The sequence below is a fragment of the Bacillus infantis genome (assembly GCF_050107595.1).
Lineage (GTDB): Bacteria > Bacillota > Bacilli > Bacillales > Cytobacillaceae > Bacillus_AB > Bacillus_AB infantis_C.
Genome location: NZ_JBNILH010000007.1, coordinates 272,309 through 286,075, shown reverse-complemented (window position 1 = coordinate 286,075; position 13,767 = coordinate 272,309). Strand labels below are relative to the sequence as shown.

Annotated in this window: 10 protein-coding genes and 1 riboswitch; of the genes, 6 read left to right on the top strand and 4 right to left on the bottom strand. The window is 43.9% G+C overall.

The window, feature by feature from the left end:
* Positions 1 to 115 precede the first annotated feature (115 nt).
* From ACQCVH_RS16595 to ACQCVH_RS16585, 3 genes are all read left to right on the top strand, one after another.
* Positions 116 to 1,225 carry a glycoside hydrolase family 88/105 protein gene (locus ACQCVH_RS16595; RefSeq protein WP_426836745.1) on the top strand — a complete coding sequence of 370 codons (1,110 nt, stop codon included), beginning with the start codon at positions 116 to 118 and terminating at the stop codon, positions 1,223 to 1,225.
* 242 nt (positions 1,226 to 1,467) lie between these two features.
* Positions 1,468 to 3,270 (top strand): sensor histidine kinase, encoded by a 1,803-nt coding sequence (locus ACQCVH_RS16590; protein WP_426836744.1) that lies wholly within the window; start codon positions 1,468 to 1,470, stop codon positions 3,268 to 3,270.
* The gene (locus tag ACQCVH_RS16585; RefSeq protein WP_426836743.1) at positions 3,263 to 4,813 is read left to right on the top strand and encodes a response regulator; all 1,551 of its coding nucleotides are present in this window, start codon (positions 3,263 to 3,265) and stop codon (positions 4,811 to 4,813) included. The genes ACQCVH_RS16590 and ACQCVH_RS16585 overlap by 8 nt, the downstream gene beginning before the upstream one ends.
* A 136-nt stretch (positions 4,814 to 4,949) precedes the next feature.
* Here the strand turns inward: ACQCVH_RS16585 and ACQCVH_RS16580 are convergent, their stop codons facing one another.
* The 3 genes from ACQCVH_RS16580 to ACQCVH_RS16570 all read right to left on the bottom strand — a co-directional run bounded on the left by ACQCVH_RS16580 (position 4,950) and on the right by ACQCVH_RS16570 (position 9,348).
* A complete protein-coding gene (locus tag ACQCVH_RS16580; protein WP_426836742.1) occupies positions 4,950 to 5,993 on the bottom strand; it encodes a ribonucleotide-diphosphate reductase subunit beta in 1,044 nt (347 codons plus the stop codon).
* Positions 5,994 to 6,010: 17 nt separating this feature from the next.
* Positions 6,011 to 8,242, bottom strand: a complete 2,232-nt coding sequence (locus tag ACQCVH_RS16575; RefSeq protein WP_426836741.1) for a ribonucleoside-diphosphate reductase subunit alpha — start codon at positions 8,240 to 8,242, stop codon at positions 6,011 to 6,013.
* A gap of 304 nt (positions 8,243 to 8,546) precedes the next feature.
* A riboswitch (cobalamin riboswitch) is annotated at positions 8,547 to 8,743 on the bottom strand.
* Positions 8,744 to 8,964: 221 nt separating this feature from the next.
* A complete protein-coding gene (locus ACQCVH_RS16570) occupies positions 8,965 to 9,348 on the bottom strand; it encodes a hypothetical protein (RefSeq protein WP_426836740.1) in 384 nt (127 codons plus the stop codon).
* Positions 9,349 to 9,569: 221 nt separating this feature from the next.
* Between ACQCVH_RS16570 and ACQCVH_RS16565 the strand changes: the two genes are divergently transcribed.
* From ACQCVH_RS16565 to ACQCVH_RS16555, 3 genes are read left to right on the top strand one after another with little or no spacing between them, the layout of a single operon-like run.
* Positions 9,570 to 10,322: a DeoR/GlpR family DNA-binding transcription regulator gene (locus ACQCVH_RS16565; RefSeq protein WP_426836739.1), complete on the top strand. Its 753-nt coding sequence runs from the start codon at positions 9,570 to 9,572 to the stop codon at positions 10,320 to 10,322.
* Positions 10,319 to 11,230 carry a 1-phosphofructokinase gene (gene pfkB / locus ACQCVH_RS16560; RefSeq protein WP_426836738.1) on the top strand — a complete coding sequence of 304 codons (912 nt, stop codon included), beginning with the start codon at positions 10,319 to 10,321 and terminating at the stop codon, positions 11,228 to 11,230. Before ACQCVH_RS16565 ends, pfkB begins: the two co-directional genes overlap by 4 nt.
* 13 nt (positions 11,231 to 11,243) lie before the next feature.
* Positions 11,244 to 13,118 carry a PTS fructose transporter subunit IIABC gene (locus ACQCVH_RS16555; protein WP_426836737.1) on the top strand — a complete coding sequence of 625 codons (1,875 nt, stop codon included), beginning with the start codon at positions 11,244 to 11,246 and terminating at the stop codon, positions 13,116 to 13,118.
* Positions 13,119 to 13,498: 380 nt separating this feature from the next.
* Here ACQCVH_RS16555 and ACQCVH_RS16550 read toward each other — a convergent pair whose 3' ends face one another.
* Entirely contained in the window at positions 13,499 to 13,708 is a 210-nt protein-coding gene (locus ACQCVH_RS16550; protein ID WP_426836736.1) for a DJ-1/PfpI family protein, read from the bottom strand.
* Positions 13,709 to 13,767 lie beyond the last annotated feature (59 nt).

The window sequence follows — 13,767 nt, the reverse complement described above, 5'->3', positions numbered from 1 at the left end:
TTCTTTCAATTGGAATGATGCTGCTGGTTTACAATCAGGACAAAGCGGGTGTTTAAGTTATTAGCACCCTTTTTGTTTGATTGCCTCAAATATTACAGGAAAAGGGGACAGAAAAATGGGAAAAACAATTGATAAGATTACAACTGAAACACCATTGATGATGGCAGAAAAGGCATGCCAGGCACTTATGCAGACATTTCGTGCAGAAGAGCTTCCGCCGGTTGGTGATTTCCATTATCACCAGGGGGTTTTTCTGTATGGCATGTATCGTGTCTATCAAGCAACTGGGAAAAAAGAGTATCTTGAGTATATAAAAGCCTATTTTGATAACTTGATTGATGAATATGGAAATGTCCGCTTTGAAAGGGACCAGCTTGACTCTACAATGGCGGGCATTCTTTTATTCCCGCTGTATGAAGAAACGAAAGATCAAAGGTATATGATTGCAGCGAAGCGTTTAAGAAGCGCGCTGGAGACGATTAACAGGACATCAGAGAATGGATTCTGGCATAAGGAAAAATATCCTTATCAAATGTGGCTGGATGGTCTTTTTATGGGAGGGCCCTTCATGCTGCTTTATGCTGAGCACTTCAATGAGGAAGAACTGATCCAGCATGTCCTGCTCCAGGAAAAGCTGATGAGAAAGCATATGACAGACGAGAAAACAGGTCTGCTTTACCACGCCTGGGATGAGAAAAAAGTCCAGCCATGGGCAGACCCTGAAACAGGCCTTTCACCAGAATTCTGGGGGCGTTCTGTCGGCTGGTATGGCACAGCATTGATCGACCTCCTGGAGATCCTTGGGGATAAGAAGCGGGGCCAGGAAGATTGGATCACTTCTCTTCAAGACTTCATCCCTGCGGTTGTCAATTTCCAGGATGAAAAAACAGGCCTGTGGTATAACATCATTGATAAAGGTGCCCTTGAGGATAACTGGCTGGAATCTTCATGTTCCTCATTATTCCTGTATTTTATTGCAAAAGGGATTCGGCATGGCTATGTTGATGACACATACCGCGAAAATTGTGATAAGGCATATAAAGGGCTGCTGGAGCATATGGTCGATGAAAAAGAGGAAGCGATTGACTTGAAGGGTATTGTGATCGGGACATCAGCAGGTGTGTATGACTACTATGCAGAACGTCCTACATCGGTCAATGACCTCCATGGGATGGGCGCCTTTATCTTGGGAAGCATGGCATACCATGATTTGCTGAAGGCATAGAAGAAAACTCCGGACATCGTTAAGTGTATGAAATGATAAAGAAATGAACCTTTTCTTAGCCGTAATCATGTGTTATAAGAAAAGGTTTCTTTTTTCAGGGTCTTCTGACTGAGCAGCAAGCATTGAAAATAGAAGAATAAATATTCCGAATTAAGAAAAAACTTATTTACCGTTCATAGAATATTAGATATTGTTTAAGCAGGGGATCTAATCTTCTATTTCTTCTAAGGGGAACAAAAAAGATGGTTATGAAAATAAAAAACTTAATTCGCAAATACTTCCTTTTCTCTATCAAATCAACGATCAACACCCTCTATTTACCGATCATTATTATTTTTATATCCGTTTCCGGGCTGGTTTCTTCCTTGCTTGCGACCGCTCAGGTTGAAGAAAATGCATATAAAAATGTCAATGATACTATTTTTCAGACAAAGAATTCATTGGATTATGTGCTCACAGATGTGTTTCAACAGCTTGTGGCGGTTTCGAATGATCCAATGGTTTTAAACCTAATTGGGATGAAACAGTCAGACATTAAACCAAAGTATTATGTGGAAATAGATAAAACATTGCAGCTTGTATATTCACGCTATAATATCATACTGGAATCAGTACTGATCGATCTCAATCAAGGAGAATTCTTGCTGTATCATAGTGATTACACAGCTAACCCAACAGTTTCCTATGATCAGTATTTTAATCATTATAAAGGCAGCAAAGAGGGATTTTACTGGAGGAATATACATCAGGATCAAATTTTTGATACCAATCATGAAGTGATGTCGGTATTCAGGCTCATTGAAAAGGAATACTATTCTGAAAAAGGAATCGTATTATTTAATCTTCGCGATGAATTCTTTGAGCAGGTGCTGAACAAATCACTCATCGGTGATAACGGCTATCTGACACTGATAAGCCCGAACGGCAAATATGAATCCAAAAACGTTAAAACGGAATACAAGCTGGATAACAAAACTCTTCGTTCCCTTCAGCAAACCGAGGAAGAGGACGGGCAATTTTTTTATAAAAGCGCTTCCGGGGAAGACATGATCGTTATCTATGATACTGTCGAACCGAACAACTGGAAGCTGGCAGCAGTAGTCCCGCAGGATGAAATATTAAACAAGGTGAATTATATAAAGCATTCTACTGTTTTCTTCATCTTATTAATGATAGTCAGTGCTATATTCCTTACCTATCTGGTAGGGAAATACATCTCAAAGCCTTTTGAGAAAATGGCGGAGCAAATGCGGACCGTAAATAAGAAAAGCCTTGATTTTTATCATGAAACATCAGGCCCGGAGGAGATGAAAATTCTTCATACCGGGTTTAAAGAACTGCTCCTTCGAATTCAGTCACTAATGGACCAGATCCGCCTGGAGCAGGAAGAGAAACGGCAGCTGGAGTTTGCCATTATGCATGCGCAAATTAATCCTCATTTCCTCTATAACACGCTGTATTCAATTAAGGGTTTATGTGATATGGGGCTGAATAAGGATGCAAGCAGCATGGTGAGTGCACTGTCCAGCTTTTTCCGCATTGGAATCAGCAAAGGAAAAGAAATTATTCCTATTAAAGATGAGTTAGAGCATATCGAACACTATTTATTCATTCAGGAGATGCGCTATGGCGATGACTTCTCCTACATGATCGACGTAGAAAAAGAAATCCTTTCCTATAATATTGTTAAGCTCTCTTTGCAGCCGCTTATTGAAAATGCCATATATCATGGCGTAAAGCAGAAAAGAGGGCAAGGGGAGATTATGATAAGAGGTTACCAGGATAAAGGGCTCATTCACTTAGAGGTTGCTGATAATGGCAATGGGATCGAAAAAGAAAAACTTCAGGATATTCTTAATGAAATGGAGTCTTCGTTTCAGAAAACCAAGAGCTTTATCGGGATTGGGCTAAAAAGCGTAAATGAACGGATTAAAATCCATTTTGGAAACGAGTATGGGTTAAGCATAGCCAGTGAACCAGGAAGCGGAACAGTGGCGAGTATCATTATTCCCAAGACAAAAGGGGAGTTCAGCGAGAATGTATAAGATGATTGTTGTTGAAGATGACCGTATTATCCGCAGAGGGATCTGCCAGTCCATTAAATGGGGAGCGCATGGATTCGTGATTGCAGGGGAAGCAGGAGACGGAGAGACGGCCCTGGGATTGATTGAAAAGGAGCAGCCCCAAGTTGTCATCTCGGATATAAATATGCCCTTTATGGACGGTTTGGAGATGGGGAAGAAAGTCAGGGAAATCAGCCCGGAAACCAGGATCATTTTTCTGACAGGATATGAAGAGTTTAAATATGCTCAGCAGGCCCTTAAAATGAAAGCGTTTGATTATTTGTTAAAGCCGGTAGATTCTGAGCATCTGCTCTTGAAAGCAAAGGAAGCAGCGGCAGACTGGGAACTGGAGGCCAGAAGAGAAATGAAAGTAACAGAGTCTCTTCCCTATCTTCAGCAAAAGTTTTTTCGGGAACTGATGAGAGAGGGTCATCAGCAGGTGGATGTGGAGAAGGAATTGAATGAGCTGGGAGTTGGATTAGAGGGGCCAACCTTCGCTGCTGTTCTCGTTCATTCAACTGCCGGTCTCCATGAGAATACAATTAAAAGACTCAAAGAGGCGGCTTCCTCCCTTTTTACAGCGGGACAATTTATTGTCATGCATATAGATTCCAATGAGTGTGCAGTCCTTTTATCACTTGATGATGAGAATGACTCAAGAAAAGGCAAGCTGGCCAATTTAATGCTTCATACACTTTATGAGCATGATGGAAAGTCTGCAACAATAACGCTCGGAAGAACCTATCAGAATCTGTTTGAACTCGGAAAATCACTGCTGGAATCAAGGCTCGCGATGGATTTAAGGCATATCATGGGGAACGGGAAATTTTTTTCTTTTGAAGATACCGTTTCAGGCGAGAAAGAAGCAGATGATTCTCTGCAAATGTTAGAGTCAGAATTAGAATGCCAAATCAAGCTCGGTATACCTGAAAAGGTTAGTGAAATCCTCGGCAGATTAAATAAGGCTATATTAGAGAGAAGAGCCCTCCCATTATCTGATTTAAAAGTTCTGGCGTTAAAGTTCAGCACTTTGCTGTTCTTTGAATCTGAAAAGTGGAAAAAGGAAGAAAGCATAAGTTTAAATTTTTCAGACGTTTATGAGAGAATTATGGAAATGGAAACGCTAGCCGAAATGATGGAGATTCTTCAATCACTGGTTTCACAGTGGGCAGATGCTTTGCATAGAAAACAAGACAAAAATCATTTCAGCCATGTTGACCAGGCGATAATTTACATGAAAGAACATTTTCATGACAGTACCCTGAGCCTGAAAAAAGTGGCTGAGATTATTCATGTCAGCACACCTTATTTAAGCAATTTATTCAAACTTGAAAAAGGGTTCAATTTTGGGGATTACCTGCTGGAACTCAGAATGAATAAAGCAATGGAAGAATTGCGCTTGAGGAATCTGAAAACGTATGAGATTTGTGAGAAGGTCGGCTATAGCAATCCCCAATATTTTAGTGTTTGCTTTAAAAAATATACAGGTTATACTCCTGCCGAATACAAGAAGCAGTTTGAATGAGCGATAATCCTGCCGGGCTGCTAAATGCCAATTCTGCAGCTTTGTATTTTCATATAGCGTCTTCGTCCGGATTTCTGTATTATCTTCAGTAAGAAGCACCCCTGCAGGCAAACAGGGGTGCTTCTTACTGAATCATTTATAGATCGTCAAACCCATTATCCACCGTATTCACCTTCACATACTGCCTCGGCTTTTGTTCAAAAAAGTCCGATTTCCCGAGATCGACTTCTTCATAGGCCTTGATCCAGCGGAGCGGATTCGTCCTTGATTCCTCAAAAGGGCGATTAAAGCCCAGCTGGTTGGAACGGACATTGGCATAGAATCTTATATATTCTTCCACATCCCCGATCAGGATGCCGCTTATTTTATCCCCAATGATGGAACGGGCCCACTCAATTTCAAGATAGGCCGCTTCCCTGAAAGTTGATTCTGCGAATTCCGCCAGCTCTTTGGTATTATGTTCAGGATATTCATCAAGGATTTCACGGAAAATTTTCACGAAAAGGTCCACATGCAGCTGTTCATCTCTATTTATATAATTGATCATCGTGCTGGTAGCGACCATTTTCTGGTTTCGTGCCAGATGATAGAAAAAGGCGAAGCCGGAATAGAAGAACAGGCCCTCTAAAACAACGTCGAATATGATTGACTTAAGAAGGCTGTCGACAGTAGGCGACTCTGCAAAATTTCTGTAGCCTGAAGCCACGAATTCATTCCGCTTTATAAGAGCAGGCTCGGTCCGCCAGAATTCAAATACCTCATCCTGCTGCTTTTTATCAACAATGCTTGAGAGCACATAAGAATAAGAATGGTTATGAATCACTTCCTGCTGGGCAAGGATGATCATCAATGCAGAGAGACTGGAATCTGTCAGATAATCAGCGACCTTACCGGCATAATCAGTCTGAATGCTGTCAAGAAGGGCCAGGAGGCCGATAATTTTTAAGAAAGCCTCCTTTTCTTCTTCTGATAAATCAGGAAACTGTTTGATGTCCTGTGACATATTAATTTCAAAAGGGGTCCAGAAATTGGCGAGCATCCGCTTATATTTAGGAAATGCCCATTGAAATCTGACATCATCCCAGTTCAGGATATTGGAACACTCTCCGTTGATAATTCCAGTAGAACGGTTTGGTGCTGTTTGGTTCATGATTACTCTTTTATTGACAGGGATTGTCATAGAATCACTCCTTTTCGTTAGCTTGAGCAGGAATCGCAGTCTTCAAAGTCAGACGAAGTAGAGCGGACATAATACGTTGTTTTCAGTCCGTTTTTCCAGGCAGACAGATGCAAATCCAGAAGTTCCTTTGCTTTAATATTGTTCTGCACATATAAATTAAAAGAGATTGCCTGATCGATGTGTTTCTGTCTTTTGCTATTCTGAAGAATGCTCCAATGCTGGTCGATTACGTAAGCCGATTTGTAATACCAGGTTGTATGCTCATTCAGGTCAGGTGCCGTTACCGGTATCTTATAATCTTTCTTTTCCTCAGAGTAGAATTTCCTGAATATCGGATCAATGCTCGGGCTGCTTCCTGCAATGATGGCTGTTGATGCATTTGGTGCTACAGCCATCAGGTATCCATTTCTGATTCCGTTTTTCCTGACAGCCTGCATCAATGAATCCCAATCATGCACCGAATTCAAACTGCTGTATCCCCGGGATGTAAAGTATTGCCCGGAATGCCAGTCAGAGCCTTCGAACCCCGGGTAGGATCCTTTTTCAATCGCCAGATTCATGCTTGCTTTAATCGTCAGGAAGGCGATTTTTTCATACAGTTCATCTGCCAGCCTGACGGCTTCATCGTTTTCCCAGCGCAGTTTTTTCAAGGCGAGCAGATGGTGCCAGCCAAAGGTGCCAAGCCCGATTGCCCTGTATTTCCGGTTCGTCGCCACTCCCTGCAGCACGGGAATGGTATTCAAGTCAATCACATTATCGAGCATCCTGACCTGAATGGGGATCAATCTTTCCAATACATGATCTTCTGCTGCCCTTGCCAGATTGATAGATGAAAGATTGCAGACAACAAAGTCGCCGGGGATTTTCTCTATGATGATGCGGCCATCTTCCTCATGCTGGCTTTTTGTTATCGTTGCGCTTTGATTCTGCACAATTTCAGTACATAAATTAGTGCAATATATCATCCCCAAATGTCGGTTGGGATTTTTCCTGTTTACTTCATCACGATAAAACATAAAAGGTGTGCCGGTTTCCAGCTGGCTGATCATAATTCTTTTCATAATATCGATCGCCGGCACTTTCTGCTTCGATAGCTCAGGGTTTGAGACGCATTCTTCATACCTAGTACGAAATGAACCTGCACCTGGCTTTTCATCATAAAAATCTTCAAGAGAGAAGCCCATAACACTGCGTACCTCATGGGGATCGAACAGATGCCAGTCCCCGCGGGCTTCCACCGTTTCCATGAACAGATCCGGCAGGCAGATTCCGGTGAATAAATCATGGGTGCGGTAGCGTTCATCACCGTTATTCAATTTGCTGTCCAGGAAGGAAAAGATATCTTTATGCCAGACGTCGAGGTAGACGCTGACTGCCCCTTTGCGCTGGCCGAGCTGATCGACGCTGACAGCTGTGTTATTGAGCTGCTTCATCCATGGAAGAACTCCTGATGAAGCCCCTTTAAATCCTTTAATATCACTGCCCCGGCTTCTGATTTTCCCCAAATAGACCCCGATGCCGCCGCCGTTTTTGGAAAGATTGGCGATATCTGTATTGCTGTCATAAATGCCCTGGAGACTGTCATCCACAGTATCAATAAAGCAGCTTGAAAGCTGGCCCCAATTTTTCCCGGCATTGGATAGGGTAGGGGTTGCTGCTGTCATATAAAGATTGCTCAAAGCCCAGTAGGATTCCTTAATAAGGGACAATCTGCGTTCTTTTGGCTCTGTACGATTCAATGCCATGCTGATAATAATGAATCTTTCCTGCGGCAGCTCAAAAAGCCTCTTTTTCTTATCCCTGCTCAAATAGCGGTCAGCCAGCATTTTCACTGCTATATATGTAAACAGCCTGTCCTTTTCCGGATCGATATAAGATCCAATTTCATCAATTTCTTCTTTTGTATAGGATTCCAGCAGTACTGGAGAGTAGACGCCAGCATCGGTTAAATCGGTGATGAGACCGAAAAGCGGGCCATACTGTCCTCCGGCGGCATTGCGCCGATTCTTGGCAGCCTCTTCATAAAGGCTGGATAAATAAAGGCGGGCAGCCACGTATGTCCAGTCAGGCTCCGCTTCGCTAATCATAGAAAGGGAATCAAGAATCAGCTGGTTTAGAAGCTCAACATTGCCTGGAGTGTGATTCTCCTGAAGCTGAATCTCCCTTTTATAGAGCGGCTGAAAGTCCAAATGCGGGAAATCTGAATCAATGGATGCCAATGGCAGCGGTTTTGCCGAAGAAATATTCATAGTCATACCTCCTGGGTTGTTCAGTATTTTGCCAAAAACAAAAGCGCATTGATCCCCCCGACAAGCATAAGGGGACCTCCCGGAAAGGGGTTCTTTCCCTTTTTGGGAGGTTTGCCTTGTGACCTCAAGGGGAGAGGCGCTGCTGCTGGACGTGGATCATGAATTGAATATCCACAAGTCTTACCATTTATAAATTCCTTGACAATAAAAAAATCCGCCCATATATTGGGCGGATCAAACGATGGCATAAAGGAAAAGAAAACGACTTATACCATCGTTTCATCTTCCCAATCCCCGAAGAACCGAAACTCGTACAAGCATGGCAGGTCTCCTGGCTCGTGCTTCATCCTACTTTAAGCCCTTCCCATATATGCGCCTTTTCAGCGTTCATATAAAGTGGATGCTTATTTCGTACACACTTACAGTTGCGGGGACAGCTCCGGCATTGAACCGGATTCCCTATTAAGCCCTTAGAGGGCACCATCACTTGCGGATTCTTATTCAATTAAAGGCAGGCGCCAAAAATCGGCAGCCTGAACGATTATTCGCTAAAATTCACAGACTCTCTGCAAAAAAAATCGCTTCCCGAGTTTCAGAAGCGAAAAAGGAAAAAGAGACCACAAACAAATTCATTCACAAGGACAACAATATGTAGTGCTGGTTCGTGGTGTGTTATCCATATGTTGTACCCTGATTGTAGCATAGTTGAATTCCGACAGCAATCATAAAGCGATAAAATAATAAAAATATGGAAGGAGGAGCATGGAACTCCCTGCAATAAGCAGAATCCGTGCTGTATTTGTCGAAAGCACTCCGCTGTTTTTCCACTTTTTATACCAGCTGTACCTCTGCAGCTTTGTCTTATATAGAAGGAAAAGAAGCATGAATAAAGCAGCAGACTGAATATAAAATGGCACCCCGAACGCTTTGGTTGTTATATCTTCACCTGCCGGGACCGCAAGTTCAAGGATCTTTTCATGGAAAGACCCAAAAAGGGCAAACGCGACAACAGCAATAATGATTACTTTAATCAGTTCTAGATAAAAACCGCCAATATTTTTCACTGAAACACTCTCCAACACATTTATATATTTTTGCTTCTTCATTATAGCTCTCCTTTTGAGCTCAAACAAAATATTAGTATTATGTAATGAAATATGAATTTTGTAAAAACAGTCAATACCGTTCAAAATTTGAATCTTTATGGTTGTTAATGATAGAAAATGATTGATTTTTGAAATCGATTCCATTACAATTGGCTTACATAATAAATCAAAATCTTATAAGCAAAAGCCAAGAAGCTGTAAATAGCCGGGAGGTGCCGTTATTGCTGACACCAGAGAGACATCAGCTTATCCTGCAGATGCTGAAAGAAAAGAATACAGTTAAAATACAGGAACTCGTTGAAATGACAGATTCCTCTGAATCAACTATCAGACGGGATTTGTCCCAGCTTGAAAATGATAAATTCTTGAAAAGGGTGCACGGGGGTGCTGCCAGGCTGCAGGGGAAGCTTCAAGAGCCGAGCATGGTTGAGAAAACCTCCATAAACCGTCATGAGAAAAAGGATATTGCCAGGTATGCTGCAGGCCTTGTAGAAGAAGGAGACTGCATCTATCTGGATGCAGGTTCAACCGTTCAGGGGATGATTCCCTTTCTGCCTCTGAAAGACATTGTTGTCGTGACAAATGGCCTTATGCATATTCAAAGCCTTATGGAAAGAGGGATTAAGACCTTCCTGGTGGGCGGCTATGCCAAGCCGCAAACAAACGCCATCATAGGAAGGGGAGCCTTAGCCAGCCTTGGCCAATACAGATTTGATAAATGCTTTATGGGTGTTAATGGAATCCATCCTCAGTTCGGCTATACCACACCGGACCAGGAGGAAGCGATGATTAAGCAAACAGCTATTTCACTGTCCAGGGAAGCGTATGTGCTATCAGATAGTTCGAAGTTTTCTGAAATCGCTTTCGCAAAAATTGCCGAGCTTCATGAAGCCTCCATCATTACAAATGAACTTGATGCAGACAGCAGGGAACAATATATCAGTAAAACAAATATTAAGGTTGTGACAGCATGATTTATACATTGACACTAAATCCTTCTGTTGATTATATTGTCGAGCTCGATAATATCGAGCTAGGCGGTTTGAACAGGACAAAAACTGAATCTAAATTTCCTGGAGGAAAAGGCATTAATGTTTCCCGGGTCCTGAAAAGGATGGGAGTCGACAGCGAAGCAATCGGGTTTGCCGGCGGGTTTACCGGCAGCTATATCACAGACTCACTCCAGGAAGAGAATATTAAAACCCGTTTTGTACAGGTAAAGGATGACACAAGAATCAATATCAAATTGAAAAGCGGTCAGGAAACTGAAATCAATGCCCGGGGGCCTGAAATCAGCGCAGAAGACCTGGATGCATTGACTTCTGAGATCAGCCGCCTGGGACAGGGAGACATGCTGGTGCTTGCTGGAAGCATCCCTTCCACAATGCCGGACAATACCTATGAAGCATTCGCAAAAATGTGCCATGAAGCAGGAGCAGGATTTGCTGCTGATGCAGAGGGCGAGCTGCTTAAAAAGGTTCTTCCATACCGTCCTTTTCTGATCAAACCCAATCACCATGAACTTGGCGAATTATTCGGCACAGAAATCCATACGTGCGAAGAAGTGCTTCCATACGCCAGGAAGCTTGTTGAAATGGGTGCGCAAAACGTCATTATTTCACTTGCAGGGGAAGGTGCTGTATTCGTGAATGAAGATGTGGCCATCGCTGCGACTGTTCCAAAGGGCACCTTAAAAAGCTCAGTGGGAGCAGGCGACTCTATGGTTGCCGGATTCCTGGCCGAATTCAGCCGGAGCGGCAGCTATGAAGCTGCCTTTAAATACAGTGTAGCTTCCGGAAGTGCTACAGCCTTTTCAATCGGCCTATGCACTATTGAAAAAATAGAAGAACTGCTGCCCCAGGTAGCGGTAAGAACAATTTAAAGGAGAGAGCTTTATGAAAATTACAGAGCTATTGACAAAAGAAACAATCCTGCTCTCTATTAATGGCAGGGATAAGCGCGGGGCGATCGACCAGCTGGCAGAGACACTTGATAAAGCTGGAAAGCTTAATGATGTTTCCGCTTTCAAAGATGCCATTCTTAAAAGAGAAGAACAGAGCACGACCGGGATCGGGGACGGGATCGCCATTCCCCATGCTAAAACCGCGGCTGTTGCCAATGCTGCAATTGCATTCGGCAAATCGGCGGAAGGGGTGGATTATGAATCGTTGGACGGACAGCCGTCACATCTATTCTTCATGATTGCTGCCCCAGAAGGTGCGAACAATACCCACCTTGAGGCACTTTCCCGCCTTTCTTCCATCCTTATGAGAGAAGAAGTGCGCACGGAGCTTATGGAAGCGGATTCTGCGGAAACCGTTTTGAATATCATCAATGCCCATGATGATGAAGGTGAAGAAGAAGAGCAGAGTATGGAAAATAAAAAAGATTTCATCGTCGCTGTTACAGCCTGTCCCACAGGTATTGCGCATACCTACATGGCCGCAGACTCCCTGAAAGCGAAAGCGGCTGAACTGGGCATCGATATAAAGGTAGAGACCAATGGTTCCGGCGGGGCGAAGAATGTCCTGACCAGGGAAGAAATTGAAAATGCAGCTGCTGTTATTGTGGCGGCAGACACAAAAGTGGAAATGGAACGCTTCAGAGGGAAGCATGTCATCCAGACTGCCGTAGCGGACGGCATCCGCAAGCCGAAGGAGCTTCTTGACAGGGCTGTCAAGAAGGATGCGCCGGTTTACCAGGGTTCAGGCCAGGCTGCATCTGAAGGCGACGGCAGCAAAGAGAAAATGGGCGGCATTTACAAGCATCTGATGAATGGTGTTTCCAATATGCTTCCGTTTGTGGTCGGCGGGGGAATCCTGATTGCGATTTCCTTTATGTTCGGCTATAACTCTGCAGATCCGAACGATCCTTCCTACAATGAATTTGCAGCGGCACTTATGACAATCGGCGGCGGCAATGCCTTTGGCCTGCTGGTTCCTGTGCTTGCCGGCTTCATTGCAATGAGCATCGCAGACCGTCCGGGCTTTGCACCTGGTATGGTCGGAGGTTTCATGGCAGCGAGCGGCGGGGCCGGATTCCTCGGCGGCTTGATCGCCGGATTCCTTGCCGGTTATATCGTCGTACTGCTTAAAAAGCTATTGTCCGGGCTTCCAGCAGCTCTAGAAGGAATCAAGACGATTCTGCTTTATCCGCTCCTTGGAATATTACTGACCGGTCTTGCCATGCTGTATGCTGTAAATGAACCTGTCGGTGCTCTGAACAATGCGATCACAGACTGGCTTGCCGGACTCGGCACTGCGAACGCTGTAATGCTTGGAATTGTATTGGGCCTTATGATGGCCTTTGATATGGGAGGCCCTGTAAACAAGTCAGCATATGTATTCGGAACAGGCCTTCTTGCAAACGGCGTGTATGAGCCGATGGCGGCCATCATGGCCGCTGGTATGGTTCCGCCGCTTGCCATTGCTCTGGCAACTACTTTCTTTAAGAATAAATTCACGAAACAGGAAAGAGATGCAGGAACTGTCAACTATATCATGGGCTTATCTTTCATCACGGAAGGGGCGATCCCATTTGCGGCAGCAGATCCGATCAGGGTCATTCCGTCGATCATGGTGGGTGCTGCCACAACCGGCGCATTGTCCATGCTGTTCAATATCGGCCTCCGTGCACCTCACGGCGGAGTGTTTGTTTCCTTCCTTGTAGAAGGAAATGCGCTGCTATACCTTTTGGCCATCCTGATTGGCTCGGTTGTATCTGCCGTCCTTTTGGGAATCTTCAAAAAGCCAGCAGCTCAAGTGAAGTAAAAATGACCGGAAAGCCCATGTGCTTTCCGGTTTTTTCTTTTCCAGCAATAACTTCTCACCGTTACCAGCCAGGATTGAACTCAAGCTCCAGCACCTGTCAGAATTTAGTGGCGAAGTCCACAAAGGCATTGCCCTTTGCTGTCGATATTCCTCTGTCAAACACATATGGAGCGTCTACAAATCTTTCTTCGTTAAAAACCCCTAAAAACTCTCGAGCTTGTTTTGAAATACCTGCTGTGCCCAAGACCGGTCATACAAGATACCAAGTTGGGCCAGAAGGAATAGTGCACTTGATATTGCGGCAATAAACTGCATTTGTTCGCAGCAGCTCCGGATAAAACTGTATAAGGCATTTTCCTCAAGCAGGTGCTGAAAATCATCTACACCGGGAGTATTGAACTCTGGTATTGGGAAACCTCTGCCTCCTTAAGAGAAATATCAGGCATGCAGGAAAGTCCTGCTTCTCCTTTAACAGGCTCATCATCCAGGCCGATGAAGACCTTCGGATGGTTTGCCTGTTTCAACACAGAAATGACGGCTGATAATTCGTATTCGCTGAATCTCGGATACAGGATAATGGCTGTCGTCAACTTTCATACCTCCATACAAGGGAAATTTACAATACTATTCGCCGCTTCTGCCGGAAACC